This is a genomic window from Streptomyces aurantiacus (assembly GCF_027107535.1).
Taxonomy (GTDB): domain Bacteria; phylum Actinomycetota; class Actinomycetes; order Streptomycetales; family Streptomycetaceae; genus Streptomyces.
In genome coordinates, this window is record NZ_CP114283.1 from 740,185 (window position 1) to 758,939 (window position 18,755).

Below are 18,755 nucleotides of genomic sequence, written 5' to 3' on the forward strand. Positions count from 1 at the left end.
CAGGCGTGATCGATATCAACGAGTCCGTGATGCAGTTCCTTCTCGCGTTCATCGTCGTCGCCCCGCTCGTCGGGGCCGCCGCGGCTCTCCTGCCGGCCCCGCCCGGGCTGAAGGGGAAGTCGCCCGAGCAGGCCGTGCTGCGGCACGGCGTGACCGTCACCGGCGCCGTGCTCGTCGCCGCGATCGTCCTCGCGCTCGGCTTCGACCACGACGTCCCGGCCAAGGCACAGCGGATGCAGGCCACGACGGACATCAGCTGGATCCCCGCGCTCGACGTGCGGATCCATCTCGGCATCGACGGCATCTCTCTCCCCCTCCTCGTGCTGACCGCGCTGCTGACCTTCCTCTGCGCGCTGTACTCCTACTTCAAAATGCCGACGGGCCCGTCCCCGAAGGCATTCGTGGCGCTCGTCCTCGTCCTCGAGTCCGGCACTCTCGCGACCTTCGCCGTCCTCGACCTGCTGCTGTTCTTCCTGGCGTTCGAGATGGTGCTCATCCCGATGTACTTCCTCATCGCCCGCTGGGGCGGTGAGCAGAAGCAGGCCGCCGCCTGGAAGTTCATCCTCTACACGCTGCTCGGTTCGGTCGTCATGCTGCTCGGCCTGCTCCTGATCGGAATCAGGGCGGGCACATTCGACATGGTGGCACTCGCCACTGACAGTCACCCCGAGCTGACCACATCCGTGCAGGTCATCGCCGTTCTGGCGATCGGGATCGGGCTCGCGGTCAAGACCCCGATGTGGCCCTTGCACAGCTGGCTGCCGGACGCCCACACCGCCGCGCCGACGGTCGGTTCGGTCCTGCTGGCCGGTGTCCTGCTGAAGATGGGCACGTACGGCTTCGTCCGGATCCTGCTGCCCGTCACGCCGGACGGCATGAGCGTCTTCGCCCCGTACCTCGCGGCCTTCGCGGTCGTCGGGATCATCTACGGTTCGCTGGCCTGCCTGGCTCTCGCCAGACAGGGCGCGAAGGGCGACCTCAAGCGGCTCATCGCCTACTCCTCGGTCGGCCACATGGGCTTCGTGCTCCTCGGCATCGCGTCGATGACCCCGACCGGCGTGAACGGCGCCCTGTTCGCGAACATCGCCCACGGCCTCATCACCGGCCTCCTCTTCTTCCTCGTCGGCGCGCTCAAGGACCGCACGGGCACGACCGACCTCGACACCCTCGCGGACAAGTCCGGAGCCGCGCTCTACGGCAAGGCCCCGCGCCTCGGCGGCCTGCTCGCCTTCGCCGCCGTCGCCTCGCTCGGACTGCCGGGCCTCGCCGGGTTCTGGGGCGAGATGCTCGCGCTGTTCGGCGCGTTCGACCCCGCCGACGACCTCAGCCGTCCCGCGTTCCTGACGTTCACGGCGATCGCCGCGTTCGGCACCCTGCTCACCGCCGCCTACATGCTCATCGTGGTGCGCCGCGTCTGCATGGGCGCCGCTCCGGAGAGGGACGGCCCGAAGCTCGCCGACGTCCGGAGTTACGAGTTCGCGGCCTGGACCCCGCTCGTCGTCCTCACCGTCGTCGCCGGGCTCTGGCCCAAGGCCCTCCTCGGCCTGACCGACCCGGCCGTGCAGCAGCTCTTCGCAGGAGGCACCCGATGAGCTCCCAGGCCCAGTCCCTGGTCCAGTCCGTCGACTGGCTCGCGATCGCCCCGCCCACCATCGCGGCGGTCGTCGGACTCGTGGTGCTCGTCACCGATCTCTTCGTGGGCGACAGGAAGAAGGGCCTGCTCGGCTGGATCTCCGTCGCGGGGCTCGCCGTCTCCGCGCTCGCCCTGCTGCCCCTCCTGGACGGCGACCGCTCCACGTTCTGCCTGACGGGCGACGCGGACGTGTGCAGTTACACGGCCGACCGGTTCACGCTGGTCGTCCAGTTCCTCGTCCTCGGCGGCGCACTCCTCGCGGCGCTCCTGTCGATGACCGCCCTCAAGGACGCCGAAAGGGACCTCCCGGAAGGCGAGTTCTGGTTCCTGCTGCTCTCCTCGGCCGCGGGCGCCGCCCTCCTGCCCGCCTCGCGCGATCTCGCCACCCTGATCGTCGCCCTGGAGGTCGCCTCCCTGCCCGCCTTCGCCCTCGTGGGCATCAAGCACGGCGACCGGAAGTCCTCCGAAGCGGCCCTGAAGTTCTTCCTGTCCTCGGTCACCGCGACAGCCGTGAGCCTCATGGGCATCAGCTTCGTCTACGCGTCGACAGGCACCCTGTACCTCACCGAGATCGCCACCCGGATCGAGGACGTCGACGCCCAACTGCACACGCTCGCCCAGGCGGGCGTCGTCCTCACCCTCGTCGGCTTCGCCTTCAAGACGGCCGCCGTGCCCTTCCACTTCTGGGTACCCGACACCTATGTGGGCGCGCCTCTCCCGGTCGCCGCCTACCTGTCCGTCGTCGGCAAGGCGGTCGGCTTCTCCGGCCTGATCCTCGTCACCGTGATCGCCCTCCCGTCGTACGCGGACGTCTGGGGGCCGGCCCTGGCCGCCCTCGCCGCCCTCACCATGACGATCGGCAACGTGGGCGCGCTGCGGCAGCGGGCCACGCGCGCGCACAGCGCGGTTCGCCTCCTCGCCTGGTCATCCGTGGGCCAGGCCGGCTACCTCCTGGTGCCGATCGCAGCCGCCGCGTACTCCGATGACGCCGAGAAGGCCATCGGCTCCACCGTCGCGTACGCCCTCATGTACGCCGCCGTGAACCTCGGGGCCTTCGCGGTGGCTGCCCTGGTGGCCCGTACGAAGCCGCTGAACCGCGTCAGCGACTACCGCGGCCTCTACGCCTCGCGCCCTCTCGCCGCGCTCGTCCTCGGCTTCTTCCTGCTCTGTCTGGCCGGTCTGCCGCCGGGCATCATCGGCCTCTTCGCGAAGGTCACGGTCTTCTCGGCCGCCGTGGAAGCGGGCCTCGGTTGGCTCGCCGTGGTCATGGCCGTCAACGTCGTGATCGCGCTGTTCTACTACCTCCAGTGGACGGCACTGCTGTTCCGCGCCCCCGAGGGAGAGCCCGAGGCGCACCGCGTACCGGTCCCCCTCACCGCGGCGATCGCCCTCACCGCCGTCCTGGGTGTCGCGCTCTCCGGAGCGCCTCAGCTCATCCTGCGCTTCTCGGACACCGGCCTCTTCTGACACCGTTCCTGACGCATCCGCACGCGCGCGTGGGCCGGCCGCCACGCACGCGCGCGTGCCGAGGTGTGGTCACGTCACCCGGACGGCCCACGCCCGGCCCATGCCCCGCGCCGCGCGCACAAGGGAACTAGTGCCTCCCGCCTGGCGTTGACCAGTGAGGGAGGGTCCACTGGACCGTGGAGTCACGGAACCAGTGGCGTCAGAGATCGACAAGCAAGGGTTCCCCTGCCGCACCATTTGGAGGGCGTACCGTGCACCGCCGGCACAACGGGCTCAGGACCGCCGTACTCCTCGGGGGACTGTCCGCACTCATCATCGTCATCGGCAGCTTCTTCGGCCGTATGGGCCTGGTAGTCGCACTCTTCATCGCGATCGGTACGAACGCGTACGCGTACTGGAACAGCGACAAACTGGCTCTACGCGCGATGCGCGCGCGCCCGGTGAGCGAGTTCGAGGCCCCGGCCCTCTACAAGATGGTCCGTGAGCTCTCCACACAGGCCCGTCAGCCCATGCCCCGCCTGTACATCTCCCCGACGGAAGCGCCGAACGCCTTCGCGACGGGCCGCAATCCGCGCAACGCCGCGGTGTGCTGCACCGAGGGCGTCCTGCGCATCCTGAACGAACGGGAACTGCGTGGCGTCATCGGCCACGAGCTGAGCCACGTCTACAACCGCGACATCCTCATCTCGTCCGTCGCCGGCGCCCTGGCCTCCGTCATCATGTTCCTGGTCAACTTCGCCTGGCTGATCCCGATCGGCCGGTCGAGCGACGACGACGGACCCGGCCTCCTCGGCATGCTGCTGATCATCATTCTCGGTCCGATCGCCGCGTCCCTCATCCAGCTCGCCATCAGCCGCTCCCGGGAGTACGAGGCGGACGCGTCCGGCGCCCAGCTCACCGGCGACCCGCTGTCCCTCGCGAGCGCCCTGCGCAAGCTGGAGGCGGGCACCAAACAGCTTCCGCTGCCCCCGGAGCCGCGCATCGAGACCGCGAGCCACATGATGATCGCCAACCCCTTCCGTCCGGGCCAGGGACTCTCCAAGATGTTCTCTACGCACCCGCCGATGGCGGAGCGCATCGCCCGGCTCGAGCAGATGGCAGGTCGCCAACAGTGAAGACAATTCTCAACGTCATTTGGCTGGTCCTGAGCGGCTTCTGGCTGTTCCTCGGCTACCTGGTCGCGGGCGTGCTGCTGTGCATCACGATCATCGGGATCCCGTTCGGCATCGCGTCGTTCCGTATCGGCGCCTACGCGCTGTGGCCGTTCGGCCGGACGACGGTGGAGCGCCGTGACGCGGGCGCGCCGTCCTTCATCGTCAACGTCCTGTGGCTGGTCCTCGCCGGCTGGTGGCTGGCCCTCGCCCACATCGTCACGGGCCTCCTCCAGTGCGTCACGATCATCGGCATCCCCCTGGGCATCGCCAACTTCAAGCTGATCCCGGTGTCGCTGTTCCCGCTGGGACGGGAAATCGTGAGCACGGACCAGCCGTTCACGTCGTCGGTCCGATAGAGCGGCGCCCGGAGTGCGGCGTCCGAAGTACGTCTTGAAGGCGTACGACGCCGACGAGGAGGACGACGAGACCTGGGCCCTGTGCGCGGACGCCGAGAACCTCTTCGGCGATCCGCCCGCTCCCGCACGCGGAACGTACGAGCTGATCGGCTGCGCCCCCGGAGGCAAGCTGAGCGAAGTGCTCCCGCGCGCGCGTGCCGACGGCTCGGCCCCGCTCGGCACCCTCGCCCTGGAAATCCTGGACAAGCAGGGCGAACGGGTCGAGGAGTGGTCCCTGGAGGACGTACGCGTCCTCGGGGACCACCCGTGCGCTCGCGACCTGTCGTTACGTGACATCACGATCGAGGCACGCGAGGCCCCGCACAACCCGTTCGACTATCCGCAGTGCCCGCCGCTCTCCCCGGGCTACCGGCTCCTCGGCCGCGAGGACGTGCCGTGGGGCAGCTGCCGGGACCTGGCGCACGTCCCGGAAGGGCAACCGGACCCGGTGGAACCGCCCGTCCGGTTGTTCGGCTGCTCCCCGCGCGGCGCCCTCCGTACGGCCCTGGACGCGGGCGAGGAGGACCTCGGCCACGCCAAGCTGATACGCCTGGACGCGGCGGGACGCCCCGTCCAGTCCGCCGTCGAGGGTGAACTCGTCGCATGGATCCCCTCGGCGCGCGGCCGCGGCCTGGTGGACCTCACGCTGGAGCCCTGGTCGGAGCGGCCGCCGACCGCGGCCGAAGAGGTCTGGGAGCTGTGGGACACCGGCCGGCCCACCGAGCCCGGCCGCTGGGCCCGGTGCGGCGCGGAGAGCCGTCGCCACTGGCTGCACACCGCACGGGAGCACCACCGGCCCGACCGACCCGACGCGGAGCCCGGCGCCACGTATCACCTCGAAGGCCGCCGCATCATCGACGAACCGGGCTTCTTCTGCGCGCTCGGCGAGGGGGTCAACGGACCGGGCGGCTACTTCGGCTCGAACCTCGACGCACTCGCGGACTGCCTCCGTGGCCGCTGGGGCGCCCGAAGGCCCTTCACCCTGGTCTGGCACGACGCCGAGATCGCCCGCACCTGCCTCGGCCTCGTCCCGCGCACCGACCACCGCCCGTGGACGTTCGAGGAACTCCTCGCCTTCCTCGTGGAAGAGGGCGTCGACGTCCGTCTCGTCTGAGGGTTGTCCACAGGCCGGCCCGGTTGTCGGTGGCGCGCTGCATCATGAACGCATGACCGAGATCGAGCAGTTGCTGGTACGTGTCTCCACGCAGGCGCGCAACTCCCGGCCGTGGGGCTGGCCCTCGCTCCCCGGGCCGGTGGACGCGGCCGCGCTCGCCCGCGCCGAGTCCACCCTGGGCTTCGCCGTGCCACCGCTGCTCGCCGCTCTCTACCTGCGGATAGGAGACGGAGGGTTCGGTCCGGAGTACGGCCTGCTGCCCCTGCTCGACAGCCCGCCCTCGGGCGAGCCTGCCGTCGTCGCGCAGTATCTCGCCCACCGTGAGAGCGGCCGCGAGGACCCCGACTGGCCCTGGCCGGACGGCGTCCTGCCGATATCCCACTGGGGCTGCGGAATGTACGCGTGCGTGGACTGCCGCACCCCGGACGGCACAGTCCTCCTGTTCGAGCCGAACGCCGACGACGCCGACCACGCGTGGTACGTGGACGCCCCCACCCTCACGGCCTGGCTCCACGCCTGGCTCGACGGCACCGGCTGGTACGACGAGCTCAACGACGGGACCGACCTGGAGCCCTGGAGCGACTTCCGCATACGTGCGGGGGCGGCGCGAGCCTCGTAGCGCGCTGACCCCGGCGCCGGTGGGGGCCCCACTGTCGCCGCGAGCCCCTGCCTGCCCCGCTCATCGATGTTCCCCGGGGAGCGATCAGCGCGGGACCAGCCGCCTCCGTACCCCGTACGCGACCGCCCCCAGCCCCAGTACGCCGACGCCCACGACCACGGACACCCAGGGCAGGGCGAAAGCCAGCGTCACACACCCCGCCAGTCCCAGCGCGGGCACGACCCGCTGCACGACCGCCGAACTCAGTGTCCAGGCCGAGGCATTGGCGATCGCGTAGTACACCAGCACCCCGAAGGAGGAGAAGCCGATCGCACCCCGCACATCCACCGTCGCGGCCAGCCCGGCGACCACCGCTCCGACAGCGAGCTCCGCCCGATGCGGTACCTGGAAACGCGGATGCACGGCGGCCAGCCCGCTCGGGAGATGCCCGTCGCGGGCCATGGCCAGCGTCGTCCGTGACACCCCCAGGATCAGTGCGAGAAGGGACCCGAGCGCCGCCACGGCGGCACCCACCCGTACGACCGGTACGAGTGCCGGTGCCCCCGCGGCGCGTACCGCGTCGGTGAGCGGTGCTGTCGCCTGCCCGAGTCCCCCCGGCCCCAGGACGGAGACGACCGCCACCGCCACCGCCGCGTACACGACCAGTGCGATACCCAGCGCGAGCGGGATCGCCCGCGGAATGGTGCGCGCCGGATCCCGTACCTCTTCGCCGAGGGTCGCGATCCGCGCGTACCCGGCGAACGCGAAGAACAGCAGGCCGGCCGCCTGCAGAACCCCTCCCACACCCCCGGAGACGCCCACGCCGAGCCGTCCGGCGTCGGCTGCCCCGGAGGTGAGACACACGACGGCCACGGAAGCGAGGACCGCGAGGACGACAGCCACGATCGCCCGGGTCAGCCACGCGGACTTCTGGACACCGCCGTAGTTCACCGCGGTCAGCGCCACCACGGCCCCGACGGCCACCGCGTGCGCCTGACCCGGCCAGACGTACGTGCCGACGGTGAGCGCCATCGCCGCACACGAGGAGGTCTTACCCACGACGAACGACCAGCCCGCCAGGTATCCCCAGAACGCGCCGAGCCGCTCCCGCCCGTACACGTACGTGCCGCCCGACGCGGGAAAACGGGCGGCGAGGCGTGCCGAGGAAGCCGCGTTGCAGTAGGCGACGACGGCCGCGACGCCCAGCCCGAGGAGCAGACCGGACCCCGCGGCCCGGGCCGCGGGACCCAGCGCGGCGAAGATCCCCGCGCCGATCATCGAGCCGAGACCGATGACCACGGCGTCCCCGACGCCGAGTGTCCGCCGCAGCTCCGCACCGCTCGACGGTGCGCCGGGCTGCGACGACCCGGACGGCGACGAATCTGGTCGGGCGGAATCGGACTGTGGCATGGGCCGCACCCTACGGATCGTCGCAACCGCCGACCGACGCGCCGACGTCCTCCCCAGTAACAACGAACGAACAGAACGACGAACGAACAGAACAACGTACTGGCAGAACAACGCACGAACAGAAGCCAGAAGAACGACCAGAGGCACGACAGAGGTACCACAGCGGTACGACCACAGCCTGGTGCGAGCAGGATCACAGCCCAGGTACAGCACGAAAGGGCAGGTTCACGGCATGGGCATCATCAGCTGGATCATTCTGGGGCTGCTGGCCGGCGCCATCGCCAAGTTCCTGCTGCCGGGACGTGATCCCGGTGGCTTCATCGGCACGACACTGATCGGTGTCGCGGGCGCGTTCATCGGCGGCTGGATATCCGCACGCTGGCTGGACCACCCCATCGCCAAGGACTTCTACGACGGCACCACCTGGGCCGCCGCGATCGGCGGCTCGCTCGTCCTGCTGGTCGCGTACCGCATCATGTTCGGCCACTCGCGCAGGTGAGCTCGCCCGCCAGGCCGCGGCTGCGGCCCGGAGACGGGAAAGGGCGGGCATCAGGGGTGCCCGCCCTTTCCCGTACGCGCGACGGCCGTCCGTGGAACAGCCGGAACGTCACCGGTAGTTGACGAACTGCAGCGCGAAGTCGAAGTCCTTGCCCTTGAGCAGGGCCTGCACGGCCTGCAGGTCGTCACGGCTCTTCGAGCTGACGCGCAGCTCGTCACCCTGCACCTGCGCCTTCACGCCCTTCGGACCCTCATCGCGAATGATCTTCGCGACCTTCTTCGCGTTGTCCTGGGAGATGCCCTCCTCGATCGACGAGAAGATCTTGTACTCCTTGCCGGAGAGCTGCGGCTCGCCGGCGTCCAGCGCCTTCAGCGAGATGCCCCGCTTGACCAGCTTGGACTGGAAGACGTCGAGGATGGCCTTGACCCGCTCCTCGGAATTCGCCTCCATCAGGATCTTCTCGCCGGACCAGGAGATCGAGGCGCCCACGTTCTTGAAGTCGTAGCGCTGCGAGATCTCCTTGGCGGCCTGGTTGAGGGCGTTGTCGACCTCCTGCCGCTCGACCTTCGAGACGATGTCGAAACTGGAGTCGGCCATGTCCTGTGGCTCCTTGTATCGGGGTGCGTAGTGGCGGCCGCCGAACCGGCTTCGGTCCCGGGCCGCATCCGCATAAGCCTAGTCATCCCCTCCCCTCCGAGCACCGATCAATCAGGTGGCGAAGCACCCCCGGGCATCGGGTATCGTTTACGTCGTTGCCACGGAGCGCCGCCGAAAAGCGGTTCGAATGGCAGCTACCCCGGCGGTGTGCCCGAGCGGCCAAAGGGAGCAGACTGTAAATCTGCCGGCTCAGCCTTCCCAGGTTCGAATCCTGGCGCCGCCACGCTGAGAGAAGAAACCCTCTCCGAACTGCGATTATGCAGTTCGGAGAGGGTTTCTTCGTGTTCGGGCGACCGCATGCGCCGACGGCGGCACGGCGGCACGGCGGCACGGGGTATCGGGGCATGAGCGTGAACGCCTTGTGGACGGTGTCCCTCGCGAGCGGGTGGACGAATCGCCGGGGCAGGCGCGGCGCTGCTGGGTCCGCCGCTCCAGGCGGCCTACGGCGCTCCGGGTGGTCCTTCGGCGCGGAGTGCGCCGACCCCGGCGCCCGCCGTTTTCTTCGTACGCTGGACCCATGTCCTCACGCCGCCGAAACTGCCCCGAGTGCCGTCGCGAGATCGCCGTCGTCGCCGGACGGTTCGCTCGGCACGACCCGCCGGGTGCGCGGGGGAGCGGGGAACTCGTGTCCTGTCCGGGCTCGCGCAGGCAGGCGGAGCTGGGCGCGGCGCAGCCCGCGCTCGACGGGTACGCCGTGGCGGAGTTCCCCGGCCAGCTTCCGCTCTTCTGATACGCGGCCCGCGGCACCCGCCGTACGCCGCCAGGCTTCATGGGCGGGCCTCATGGGCGGAGCCGTGCAGGGCGGACCGCCCCGCATCCGCCCTCCTCCAGCCCCTGCTCCCGCGTCAGTTTCCCGCCACCGACTTCACGGCCACGGACACCGGTGTCGAACCGCTGATCAGTTCCAGGGTCAGCCCGGCCGTCGCCGGGGTGTCCACCAGCTCCGCGAGGACCGCGGCGACGTCGTCGCGCGGAACGGGCCCGCGCCCGGTCGCGGCCTCCAGGCGGATGAGCCCCGTGCCGGCGTCCGTCGTCAGCATTCCGGGGCGCAGGATCGTCCAGTCCAGGCCCCGGTGAGCCCGTACGTACGAGTCGGCCTCGCCCTTGGCGCGCAGGTAAGCGTCGAAGACGTCGTCCCCGGGATGCTCCGGGTCCGCGCCCATCGACGACACGACCACGTGCCGTCGTACCCCGGCCCGGGCCGCCGCGTCCGCGAAGAGCACGGCGGCGCCCCGGTCCACGGTCTCCTTGCGGTCCACGCCGCTGCCTGGGCCCGCGCCCGCCGCGAAGACGGCGGCGTCCGCGCCCCGCAGGTGCTCGGCGACCTCCTCCTCCGAAGCCGACTCCAGATCGCACAGCACCGGCTCGGCGCCGGCCGTCCGCAGATCGTCGCCCTGCTCGGCTCGGCGGATGATCCCCGCCACCTCGTCACCGCGCGCGGAGAGCAGCCGCTCCAGCCGCAACGCGATCTGACCATGACCTCCAGCGATGACAATGCGCATGATTCCGACCGTACGCCCGGATGGACCCACGCGCCGCACAACCCTGTGGATAACTCGTGAGTCTCATGAACGTTCACGCTGTACGAGGGGACGCCGTCAGGCGTCATAAGGAGACCGTCATCACCGCCACGAGCAAGAGCCCCGCCGCCCGCAAGCGCCCTGTCATACGAAGGACTCTCGCAGCGGTCGGCTGCACCACCGTCCTGGCAGCCGGTACGGCCGCCTGCGGCACGGTCGAGAACCTCACCGCCGGTCAGAAGGTGGACCAGGCCTTCGAGGGGCTCGGCGAAAAGAAGTCACTGGCCTTCGAGTTCGGGCTCGACGCCAAACCCTCCGCACTCACGAAGCTGGCCGGAGCGGCGGAGCCCGGCGACGAGATGCCGCCGGAGCTCGCGGAACTCTTCACCCAGGCGAAGGTCAAGGTGTCCGTCGAGTCGCGCAAGCCGCTCGCCGACTCGGGTGAGAAGGATCTCGTCGGTACGGGAGTGGCGATCTCGGGACCCGACGGTGTCCTCGCCGAATACCGGCTCGTCGGCAACTACACGTACTACCGCGCCGACATGAAGGCGGTCGGTGACGCCATGGGCTTCCCCGTGCCGTCCGCCGACGAACTGCCCAAGGGTGAGGAGCAGTTCAAGCAGGTGCTTGAGGGCAAGTGGGTCAAGGTCGACAACCGTGAGCTCGACCGCGCCGCCAAGGACGCCTCCGGCTCGGACAAGGCCGACGGCGGGTCCGCGGCAGCCGGCGGGTCCGACGAGATCGACACCAAGACCCAGCAGAAGATCCTCAAGGCCGTACGGTCGGTCGTTGCCCGCGAGGTCACCTTCAGCAACAAGGGAGGCAGCGACGGTGTCGAACGGATCGTCGCCAAGGCCTCCTTCCGTGACCTGCTCACCGGTGTCATGGACAAGCTCCGGCCGTTCGCCGACGACCTGCCGACGGGCACCGAACTGCCCACCGACAAGGACTTGAAGGACGCTCCGGACAAGAAGGTCGCCGTCGACTTCTCTCTGAAGAACGGCGACCTGACCCGCATCTCCGTCGACCTCGCAGCCCTCGCGGAAGACGCGAAGGGCGCCAGGCTTCCCCTGGTGATCAAGTTTGGCGAGGCGGACGACATCAGTGCCCCGTCCGGCGCGACGAAGATGCCCGCGGACGAGTTCGGCGGCCCGGGCAACCCCTTCACCAGCGGCCTGCTGAGCGGTTTCTGACAGACCGGGCCCTGCCGCCGGTCACCTCGGCACACGGACTCACGGTCACGACAACACGCGCGCGTGATGGGGCCAACACCCCTCCACGCGCGCGTGCGTCGTCCACCGGGTCCCTCCACGTGTGTCGTCCGCCTGCGCCTCACCTACCGGTTCTCCGCCCGCCGACTCTTCTGGCCCGCCCTCACGGCGACTCGCCCGTCCGCCCCTGGCGAGGCAGGTCCAGCGCAACGGCCACCGCCGAGTTGCAGTACTCCCGCACCGCGCTCGTCCGCGCCACCACGCGCCCCCGGTGCACGACGATCCGGCTGTACGCCAGCGACAGGGCACCGTCGAGGCGGTCCCCGCGCACCGCGAGCAACTCCGCCGGGAATCCGGCCTCCACACGCACCTCGGGCAGCCCGAGCACCGCACGCGCCGACGAACTCACCGCGTCGTAGGCGTCAGCGGCCCGCAACCCGTACCGCGAGGCCAGCAGATACGCCGCCTCCAACGGATCCCCCCGCCCGACGGGGTTCGACACGTCCCTGAGAGCGCCGCTCCCGGCCGCGACCCGTACTCCGGCCGCCCGCAGCAGCCGTACCGGAGCCGTCCCGCGGCGGTCCACACCCGAACAGCCGCCCTGGGGCAGGCAGACGACGGTCACCCCGGCCGCGGCGAGCTGGTCCGCCGACCGTGAGGCCACCTCCGAGGGCAGCCGCCCGAGCCCTCCACAGGGACCGAGCGTCACCCGGGACCGCAGCCCGCCCGCCATCGCCGCGAGCCGTGCCAGCCGCGCGGGATCGTCACCGTCCGTGTGCAGATCGACGGGACAGCCCTGCTCCGAGGCGACCTCCAGGACCGCCTCCACATACCCCGTCGGGTCGGGGTCCAGATCTGGACAACCACCCACTACGGAGGCGCCCATCTTCACCGCGTCCCGCAGCATCGCCAGCCCGTCGGCCCCCGCGAGGCCGGTCAGCACCCGGGGCATCGCCACGACCGTCAGCTCCGCCAGCCCCCGCAGCGCGCGCCGCGCCTGGAGGACCGCCGCCATCGGGCCCAGCCCCTGCACATCGCCCACGCGCACGTGCGACCGAAGCGCGGTCGCCCCGTGCCCGAGCTGGAGGAGAGCGGCCTCGGTCGTACGGCGCTGGACCTCGTGACCCTCGTACGAGGCCGGGCCCTCGCCGTCGGCCGACAGGGCCGTGTCGCCGTGGGCGTGGGGCTCGGCCGGGGCCGGCAGGAGCAGGTAGCCGGAGAGGTCCACGCGCGCGGTGTGCGCGGTGAGGCTGCCGGCCGTGCCGACCGCCTCGATACGCCCGTCGGCCAGCCGCACGTCCACGGTCCGGCCGTCGGTGAGCCGCGCACCGCAGAGCAGCAGCTCGGAGCTGCTGCTCCGGCCGGACGAACTCGCGGAGCCCGACGAGGACGAGGAGTGCGGCGGCTGCGGCTGGCTGTCGGGCATCGCGCTCCTGAGGCTCGGCGGCGGCTGCGCAGGAGGGGACACAAGATCACGCAGCGTGAGTCGAGCCTAGGGTGACGACCGGCGCGCATCGAGGAGGAGCGAAATAGTCGTACCGGTGTGGTCCGTCGTGCCTGAGGGGCGTGCGGAACGGCCCGAGAGCGCCCTGGAACGGGCCGGGGCAGGTGCCACGAAACGGATTTGGGCGATCGGCGGCCGAGCGTGTAATGTCTTCATCGCTCGCCCCAATAGCTCAGTCGGTAGAGCGTCTCCATGGTAAGGAGAAGGTCTACGGTTCGATTCCGTATTGGGGCTCCGGTGTGGGAGGTTCCCGTCGCAAGACGGGAACTGATCACATCACAGCGGTGTAGCTCAGTCGGTAGAGCAAGCGGCTCATAATCGCTGTGTCACCGGTTCAAGTCCGGTCACCGCTACTGACGGTAGCCGATTGTGGGGTCGGTCCTTCGATCGGCTACTCTTTCATGCGTTAGTCCATGTCCCATCCGTTCGTCAAGGAGCACTCCAGTGGCTGCCACCGACGTCCGCCCGAAGATCACGCTGGCCTGCGTGGAGTGCAAGGAGCGGAACTACATCACCAAGAAGAACCGGCGTAACAACCCGGACCGACTGGAGATGAAAAAGCACTGCCCGCGTTGCAACGCGCACACCGCGCACCGCGAAACGCGATAATTTCAGGCTCGTACACGAGGCCGTCCCCTGTGACTGGGGGGCGGCCTCGCGTCGTTAACACCAGCTGCGAACCAGGAGGTGCCGAGCCGATGGCGCTCGACCAGTCCTTCGTGGGGCGGTCCTACCCGCCCACCGACCCGTACGAGGTCGGCAGGGAGAAGATCCGTGAGTTCGCGGAGGCGGTGGGGGACCTCAACCCCGTCTACACGGACCCGGAGGCCGCCAAGGCCCACGGCCACCCCGACGTGATCGCCCCGCCGACCTTCGTGTTCTCGATCACCTTCAAGGCCGCGGGGCAGGTCGTCCGGGACCCGCAGCTGGGTCTCGACTACAGCCGGGTCGTGCACGGCGACCAGAAGTTCGTCCACCGGCGCCCGGTGCGCGCGGGAGACCGGCTGACGGTCACGTCCACCATCGAGGCGATCAAGTCGCTGGCCGGCAACGACATCCTGGACATTCGCGGCGAGGTCCACGACGAGGCGGGCGAGCACGTGGTGACCGCCTGGACCAAGCTCGTGTCCCGCGCGGCCGAGGGGGCGTGAACAGATGACCGCGAAGATCTCGTACGACGACGTCGAGGTCGGCACCGAGCTGCCGGCCCAGAGCTTCGGCGTGACCCGCGCCACGCTCGTCCAGTACGCGGGCGCCTCGGGGGACTTCAACCCGATCCACTGGAACGAGAAGTTCGCCAAGGATGTCGGCCTGCCCGACGTCATCGCGCACGGCATGTTCACCATGGCCGAAGCGATCCGGGTCGTCACCGACTGGATCGGCGACCCCGGCGCGGTGGTCGAGTACGGCGTCCGCTTCACGAAGCCCGTCGTCGTCCCGAACGACGACGAGGGGGCCACGATCGAGGTCAGCGGCAAGGTCGCGGCCAAGCTCGACGACAACGCCGTCCGCGTCGACCTCGTCGCGATGAGCGCGGGCCAGAAGGTGCTCGGCATGTCCCGGGCCGTCGTACGACTGGCCTGACCGCGCGAGAGCCGCATCGACGGAAGCGTGGGTAAGGGGCGTCCGCCATTGTGGACGCCCCTTACTTGTGCCGGTCCCGGCCGCTTCCGCATTCCCTGTCCCCACCCGCTTGACTTAGTTAGTGATTGAGTACTAACTTGGTCGCATGGTCAGGATGAGTGCTGAGGAGAGGCGCGAGAGCGTCATTCGCGCGGCGATGAGCGAGTTCGCCCGGGGCGGCTACAACGGCACGTCCACCGAGGCGATCGCCAAGCGGGTGGGTGTCTCGCAGCCGTATCTCTTCCGGCTCTTCCCCGACAAGAAGGCGATCTTCCTTGCGGCGGCCGAGCGGTCCCTGGAGAACTCCAGGCTCACGTTCGAGGAGGCCGCCAAGGGGCTGGAGGGCGAAGAGGCCCTGCACTCCATGGCGGACGCCTACACCAAGGTCATCGCCGAGGAGCCCGAGCGGCTGCTGATGCAGATGCAGATGTACGTCGCGGTGGCGGCCGCCGAGCAGGCGGGCGACCGCGAGCTCGGCGAGACGGTACGGGCCGGCTGGATGCGGCTGTGGGACACCGTCCACCTGCCGCTCGGTGCCGACGCGAACGACACCACGACCTTCATGGCCTACGGGATGCTCATCAACTGCCTGGTAGCCATGGGCTTCGATCCCCAGCACCGGGTGTGGGAGGGGCTCTACCCCTCGGCCCGGAGCAAGGGTCGGCTCGAGCACTGAAAAGGAACGCCGGAGCGAGTGCGGCGGAGAGAACCGCACTTTCATGACCGCAAAAGTTAGTCATCAATAACTAATCAACGGTAGCGATCACCCGCTGGGGGAGCGATGTCACAGCAGAAGGAACGTCGCGGGGGAGCCGTCTGGGCCCTCGTCATCACCAGTGTCGCCGGATTCATGGCGGCCCTGGACAACCTCGTCGTCACCACCGCCCTGCCCTCGATCCGCGAGGACTTCGGAGGCGGACTCGACGACCTGGAATGGACCGTGAGCGCCTACACGCTCACCTTCGCCGTGCTGCTGATGTTCGGCGCGGCCCTCGGCGACCGGTTCGGCCGCCGCCGGCTCTTCACCGTCGGCATCACCGTGTTCACCGGAGCGTCCGCCGCCGCGGCCATGGCGCCCGGCATCGACTCACTGATCGCCGCCCGTGCGGTCCAGGGCGTCGGCGCGGCCATCATGATGCCGCTGACGCTGACCCTGCTCACGGCCGCGGTACCGGCCGCCAAGCGCGGGATGGCGTACGGGATCTGGGGTGCCGTCAACGGTCTCGCGGTCGCCTCGGGGCCGCTCATCGGAGGCAGTCTCACCGAACACCTGTCCTGGCAGTGGATCTTCTGGCTGAACGTTCCGCTGGGTCTCGCGCTGCTGCCGCTCGCCCGGATGCGCCTCTCGGAGTCGTTCGGTTCCGGCGCCCCGCTCGACATCCGCGGCACCCTGCTCGCCAGCGGCGGCCTCTTCGGGATCGTGTACGGACTGGTCCGCGCACCCGTCGTCGGCTGGACCGACGGTGTGATCCTGCTGGCCCTGATCGGAGGGACGGCCCTCCTTGTCGGCTTCGTACTCCACGGCGTGCACGCCAAGAACCCGATGCTGCCGATGAGGCTCTTCCGGAACCGCGCCTTCGCCGGGATCAACGCGGCGAGCCTGCTGATGTTCCTCGGGATGTTCGGCTCGATCTTCCTGCTCAGCCAGTACATGCAGGGCGTGCTCGGCTACTCGCCCACCGAGGCGGGACTGCGGATGCTGCCGTGGACCGGTATGCCGATGATCGTCGCGCCCATCGCGGGCTATCTCTCCGACCGGATCGGCGGCCGGCCCGTCGTCGCCGTGGGCCTGTTCCTGCAGGCCGTCGGACTCGGCTGGTTCGCCCTCGTGGTCGAGTCCGACACGTCGTACACCGCACAGCTTCCCGCCCTGATCATCAGCGGAATCGGCATGTCCCTCTTCTTCGCTCCGGCCTCCAGCCTGGTCATGTCCAGCGTCCGGCAGCAGGAGCAGGGGATCGCGTCCGGCGCCAACAACGCGCTGCGCGAGGTCGGCGGGGCGCTCGGTATCGCGGTGATGGCCTCGATCTTCGCCGCCCAGGGCGGCTACGAGACCCCGCAGACCTTCGTGGACGGCCTCCGGCCGGCCCTGTGGGTCGGCTCCGCCGCGGTGGCCGTGGCGGGTGCGGCGGCGCTCTGCATGCCGGGTCGCCGGGGCAGGACCGCGCCGGAGGAGGACGTGGAGGCGCCGGAGCGGGTGCTGGAGACGGCGTCGAGCTGAATCCGCGGACCCGACTGCGGATCCGGTCCGAACCGGCTCCGCAGTCGGGCGGACCCGGGCCCGGACTCGGATACGAACGCGTATCCGTGTCCGGGCCCGGACACGGCGATCCACTCCCCGTGAGCCCGGAATTCCGACCGAAAGGAGACCGGCCGTGCCCACCCTCCCCTGGACCGTGCCGAACACACCGCCGCAGGGCGCAGACGTGCATGTCTTCGCCTCCCGCTTCGAGACCCGCACCCTCTGGGGCGCGCTGAGGTTCTTCGCCAGGACACCGGGCGTCTGGCGGCAGGTGAGCAGGGCGCCCGGCGCGTACGGAGCCACCCTGAAGGCAGCACCCCTGCGGCGGACCTTCTGGACCCTGTCCGCCTGGGAGTCGCCCGCCGCGCTCAAGGCCTTCGCCCGTTCCGGCACCCACGAGCCGACCGCCCGGGGCCTCGGCCCCCAGATGCGGGACGCGAAGTTCGTGAGCTGGACGGTGAAGGCGGACGAACTCCCGCTGGACTGGCCGGAGGCGCTCCGCCGCCTGTGATCCGGACACCGGCACCCGGCGGCCGCCCGCAAGGCCCGCCGAACCCGTCTGGAACGGCCCCGCCCCGACCGGTGGGGCCGTTCTCGTACCCTGGGCACGTGCAGGAACTCCACGACGCTCCCCTCGCCCCGCTGACCACCTTCCGGCTCGGTGGCCCCGCCGCCCGGCTGATCACCGCGACGACCGACGCCGAGGTGATCGCCGCTGTCCGCGAGGCCGACGACTCCGGTACGCCGCTGCTGCTGATCGGCGGCGGATCCAACCTGGTCATCGGCGACAAGGGCTTCCCGGGCACCGCCCTGCGCATCGCCACCCGCGGTGTCGCGCTCGACGGCACGAGCCTGGAACTGGCCGCCGGCGAGGTGTGGACCGACGCGGTCGCCCGAACCGTCGAGGCGGGCCTCGCGGGCATCGAGTGCCTCGCCGGAATCCCCGGCTCCGCGGGCGCCACCCCGATCCAGAACGTGGGCGCGTACGGCCAGGAAGTGTCGTCGACGATCACCGAAGTGGTCGCGTACGACCGGAAGAGCCGCGAGACGGTCACGATTCCGAGCGCCGAGTGCGCGTTCTCGTACCGTCACAGCCGCTTCAAGAGCAACCCCGAGCGCTTCGTCGTGCTGCGCGTCCGCTTCGAGCTGGAGGACGCCGCCGGGCTGTCCGCACCCGTCAAGTACGCCGAGACGGCCCGTGCGCTCGGTGTCGGAACCGGCGACCGCGTGCCCCTGGACGCGGCCCGCGAGACCGTCCTGAAACTGCGCGCGGGCAAGGGCATGGTGCTCGACCCCGAGGACCACGACACCTGGTCGGCCGGCTCGTTCTTCACCAACCCGATCCTCACGCACGAGGAGTTCGCCGCGTTCCACGCGCGCGTGGCGGAGCGTCTGGGCGACGGCGTGACCCCGCCCGCCTATCCCGCGGGCGACAAGCACACCAAGACCTCCGCGGCCTGGCTGATCGACAAATCCGGCTTCACCAAGGGGTACGGCACCGGCCCCGCCCGCATCTCCGGCAAGCACACCCTGGCCCTCACCAACCGCGGCGAGGCCACCACGGAGGACCTCCTCGACCTCGCCCGCGAAGTCGTCGCCGGAGTCCACGCCGCCTTCGGGATCACCCTCGTCAACGAACCGGTGACCGTGGGCGTCAGCCTCTGAGACCGCCGCCCCGAGACCCGTCGCCCCCTGCACGGCGGCGGGATATTCGCTTGCCGGGCCCCG

At 70.2% G+C, this 18,755-nt stretch carries 20 protein-coding genes and 3 tRNA genes; 19 read left to right on the forward strand and 4 right to left on the reverse strand.

Annotated elements, in window-relative coordinates; genetic code table 11:
* The first annotated feature begins 5 nt into the window (after window positions 1-5).
* The 6 genes from O1Q96_RS05010 (at window position 6) to O1Q96_RS05035 (ending at window position 6,382) form a co-directional block, all read left to right on the forward strand.
* A complete protein-coding gene (locus O1Q96_RS05010) occupies window positions 6-1,592 on the forward strand; it encodes a complex I subunit 4 family protein (RefSeq protein ID WP_269247042.1) in 1,587 nt (528 codons plus the stop codon).
* Window positions 1,589-3,100 carry an NADH-quinone oxidoreductase subunit N gene (locus O1Q96_RS05015; RefSeq protein ID WP_269247043.1) on the forward strand — a complete coding sequence of 504 codons (1,512 nt, stop codon included), beginning with the start codon at window positions 1,589-1,591 and terminating at the stop codon, window positions 3,098-3,100. The genes O1Q96_RS05010 and O1Q96_RS05015 overlap by 4 nt, the downstream gene beginning before the upstream one ends.
* 251 nt (window positions 3,101-3,351) lie before the next feature.
* Window positions 3,352-4,215 (forward strand): zinc metalloprotease HtpX, encoded by an 864-nt coding sequence (gene htpX / locus O1Q96_RS05020; RefSeq protein ID WP_269247044.1) that lies wholly within the window; start codon window positions 3,352-3,354, stop codon window positions 4,213-4,215.
* Window positions 4,212-4,610: a YccF domain-containing protein gene (locus O1Q96_RS05025; RefSeq protein WP_269247045.1), complete on the forward strand. Its 399-nt coding sequence runs from the start codon at window positions 4,212-4,214 to the stop codon at window positions 4,608-4,610. The genes htpX and O1Q96_RS05025 overlap by 4 nt, the downstream gene beginning before the upstream one ends.
* A 13-nt stretch (window positions 4,611-4,623) precedes the next feature.
* Window positions 4,624-5,763 carry a barstar family protein gene (locus O1Q96_RS05030; protein ID WP_269247046.1) on the forward strand — a complete coding sequence of 380 codons (1,140 nt, stop codon included), beginning with the start codon at window positions 4,624-4,626 and terminating at the stop codon, window positions 5,761-5,763.
* Window positions 5,764-5,815: 52 nt separating this feature from the next.
* Entirely contained in the window at window positions 5,816-6,382 is a 567-nt protein-coding gene (locus tag O1Q96_RS05035) for an SMI1/KNR4 family protein (RefSeq protein WP_269247047.1), read from the forward strand.
* Between the two features lie 84 nt (window positions 6,383-6,466).
* Here the strand turns inward: O1Q96_RS05035 and O1Q96_RS05040 are convergent, their stop codons facing one another.
* Window positions 6,467-7,771, reverse strand: a complete 1,305-nt coding sequence (locus O1Q96_RS05040) for an APC family permease (RefSeq protein ID WP_269247048.1) — start codon at window positions 7,769-7,771, stop codon at window positions 6,467-6,469.
* Window positions 7,772-8,003: 232 nt separating this feature from the next.
* On the opposite strand from O1Q96_RS05040, the gene O1Q96_RS05045 reads away from it, so the two are divergent.
* Window positions 8,004-8,270, forward strand: a complete 267-nt coding sequence (locus tag O1Q96_RS05045; protein WP_217455112.1) for a GlsB/YeaQ/YmgE family stress response membrane protein — start codon at window positions 8,004-8,006, stop codon at window positions 8,268-8,270.
* Window positions 8,271-8,378: 108 nt separating this feature from the next.
* Here O1Q96_RS05045 and O1Q96_RS05050 read toward each other — a convergent pair whose 3' ends face one another.
* Window positions 8,379-8,867: a YajQ family cyclic di-GMP-binding protein gene (locus O1Q96_RS05050; RefSeq protein WP_269247049.1), complete on the reverse strand. Its 489-nt coding sequence runs from the start codon at window positions 8,865-8,867 to the stop codon at window positions 8,379-8,381.
* Window positions 8,868-9,068: 201 nt separating this feature from the next.
* Between O1Q96_RS05050 and O1Q96_RS05055 the strand changes: the two genes are divergently transcribed.
* Window positions 9,069-9,150 (forward strand) — tRNA-Tyr (locus O1Q96_RS05055).
* 294 nt (window positions 9,151-9,444) lie between these two features.
* Window positions 9,445-9,657 (forward strand): hypothetical protein, encoded by a 213-nt coding sequence (locus O1Q96_RS05060; protein ID WP_217455110.1) that lies wholly within the window; start codon window positions 9,445-9,447, stop codon window positions 9,655-9,657.
* Between the two features lie 115 nt (window positions 9,658-9,772).
* Here the strand turns inward: O1Q96_RS05060 and O1Q96_RS05065 are convergent, their stop codons facing one another.
* Entirely contained in the window at window positions 9,773-10,429 is a 657-nt protein-coding gene (locus O1Q96_RS05065) for an NAD(P)H-binding protein (RefSeq protein WP_269247050.1), read from the reverse strand.
* A gap of 65 nt (window positions 10,430-10,494) precedes the next feature.
* On the opposite strand from O1Q96_RS05065, the gene O1Q96_RS05070 reads away from it, so the two are divergent.
* The gene (locus O1Q96_RS05070; protein ID WP_269247051.1) at window positions 10,495-11,640 is read left to right on the forward strand and encodes a hypothetical protein; all 1,146 of its coding nucleotides are present in this window, start codon (window positions 10,495-10,497) and stop codon (window positions 11,638-11,640) included.
* A gap of 181 nt (window positions 11,641-11,821) precedes the next feature.
* On the opposite strand, the gene O1Q96_RS05075 is transcribed toward O1Q96_RS05070, so the two are convergent.
* Entirely contained in the window at window positions 11,822-13,084 is a 1,263-nt protein-coding gene (locus O1Q96_RS05075) for an amidohydrolase family protein (RefSeq protein ID WP_269247052.1), read from the reverse strand.
* Window positions 13,085-13,323: 239 nt separating this feature from the next.
* Between O1Q96_RS05075 and O1Q96_RS05080 the strand changes: the two genes are divergently transcribed.
* From O1Q96_RS05080 to O1Q96_RS05120, 9 genes are all read left to right on the forward strand, one after another.
* Window positions 13,324-13,396: transfer RNA gene (locus O1Q96_RS05080), tRNA-Thr, on the forward strand.
* Window positions 13,397-13,442: 46 nt separating this feature from the next.
* A tRNA-Met gene (locus O1Q96_RS05085) sits at window positions 13,443-13,515 on the forward strand.
* A gap of 91 nt (window positions 13,516-13,606) precedes the next feature.
* A complete protein-coding gene (rpmG, locus tag O1Q96_RS05090) occupies window positions 13,607-13,771 on the forward strand; it encodes a 50S ribosomal protein L33 (protein ID WP_003948671.1) in 165 nt (54 codons plus the stop codon).
* An 89-nt stretch (window positions 13,772-13,860) separates the two neighbouring features.
* A complete protein-coding gene (locus O1Q96_RS05095) occupies window positions 13,861-14,313 on the forward strand; it encodes a MaoC family dehydratase N-terminal domain-containing protein (RefSeq protein ID WP_217455107.1) in 453 nt (150 codons plus the stop codon).
* 4 nt (window positions 14,314-14,317) lie between these two features.
* Window positions 14,318-14,746 (forward strand): MaoC family dehydratase, encoded by a 429-nt coding sequence (locus O1Q96_RS05100; RefSeq protein WP_269247053.1) that lies wholly within the window; start codon window positions 14,318-14,320, stop codon window positions 14,744-14,746.
* A gap of 145 nt (window positions 14,747-14,891) precedes the next feature.
* The gene (locus tag O1Q96_RS05105; protein WP_269247054.1) at window positions 14,892-15,461 is read left to right on the forward strand and encodes a TetR/AcrR family transcriptional regulator; all 570 of its coding nucleotides are present in this window, start codon (window positions 14,892-14,894) and stop codon (window positions 15,459-15,461) included.
* Window positions 15,462-15,566: 105 nt separating this feature from the next.
* A complete protein-coding gene (locus O1Q96_RS05110; RefSeq protein ID WP_269247055.1) occupies window positions 15,567-17,006 on the forward strand; it encodes an MFS transporter in 1,440 nt (479 codons plus the stop codon).
* A 154-nt stretch (window positions 17,007-17,160) separates the two neighbouring features.
* A complete protein-coding gene (locus tag O1Q96_RS05115; protein WP_269247056.1) occupies window positions 17,161-17,538 on the forward strand; it encodes a DUF3291 domain-containing protein in 378 nt (125 codons plus the stop codon).
* 98 nt (window positions 17,539-17,636) lie between these two features.
* Window positions 17,637-18,692, forward strand: a complete 1,056-nt coding sequence (locus tag O1Q96_RS05120; protein ID WP_269247057.1) for a UDP-N-acetylmuramate dehydrogenase — start codon at window positions 17,637-17,639, stop codon at window positions 18,690-18,692.
* Window positions 18,693-18,755: the final 63 nt, after the last annotated feature.

Coding starts and splice junctions, on each gene's coding strand:
- O1Q96_RS05075 (WP_269247052.1), bottom strand. CDS start 13,084: ATGCCCGACAGCCAGCCGCAGCCGCCGCACTCCTCGTCCTCGTCGGGC.
- O1Q96_RS05070 (WP_269247051.1), top strand. CDS start 10,495: ATGAACGTTCACGCTGTACGAGGGGACGCCGTCAGGCGTCATAAGGAG.
- O1Q96_RS05045 (WP_217455112.1), top strand. CDS start 8,004: ATGGGCATCATCAGCTGGATCATTCTGGGGCTGCTGGCCGGCGCCATC.
- O1Q96_RS05110 (WP_269247055.1), top strand. CDS start 15,567: ATGTCACAGCAGAAGGAACGTCGCGGGGGAGCCGTCTGGGCCCTCGTC.
- O1Q96_RS05100 (WP_269247053.1), top strand. CDS start 14,318: ATGACCGCGAAGATCTCGTACGACGACGTCGAGGTCGGCACCGAGCTG.
- O1Q96_RS05050 (WP_269247049.1), bottom strand. CDS start 8,867: ATGGCCGACTCCAGTTTCGACATCGTCTCGAAGGTCGAGCGGCAGGAG.
- O1Q96_RS05035 (WP_269247047.1), top strand. CDS start 5,816: ATGACCGAGATCGAGCAGTTGCTGGTACGTGTCTCCACGCAGGCGCGC.
- O1Q96_RS05015 (WP_269247043.1), top strand. CDS start 1,589: ATGAGCTCCCAGGCCCAGTCCCTGGTCCAGTCCGTCGACTGGCTCGCG.
- O1Q96_RS05065 (WP_269247050.1), bottom strand. CDS start 10,429: ATGCGCATTGTCATCGCTGGAGGTCATGGTCAGATCGCGTTGCGGCTG.
- O1Q96_RS05060 (WP_217455110.1), top strand. CDS start 9,445: ATGTCCTCACGCCGCCGAAACTGCCCCGAGTGCCGTCGCGAGATCGCC.
- O1Q96_RS05040 (WP_269247048.1), bottom strand. CDS start 7,771: ATGCCACAGTCCGATTCCGCCCGACCAGATTCGTCGCCGTCCGGGTCG.
- O1Q96_RS05105 (WP_269247054.1), top strand. CDS start 14,892: ATGGTCAGGATGAGTGCTGAGGAGAGGCGCGAGAGCGTCATTCGCGCG.
- O1Q96_RS05095 (WP_217455107.1), top strand. CDS start 13,861: ATGGCGCTCGACCAGTCCTTCGTGGGGCGGTCCTACCCGCCCACCGAC.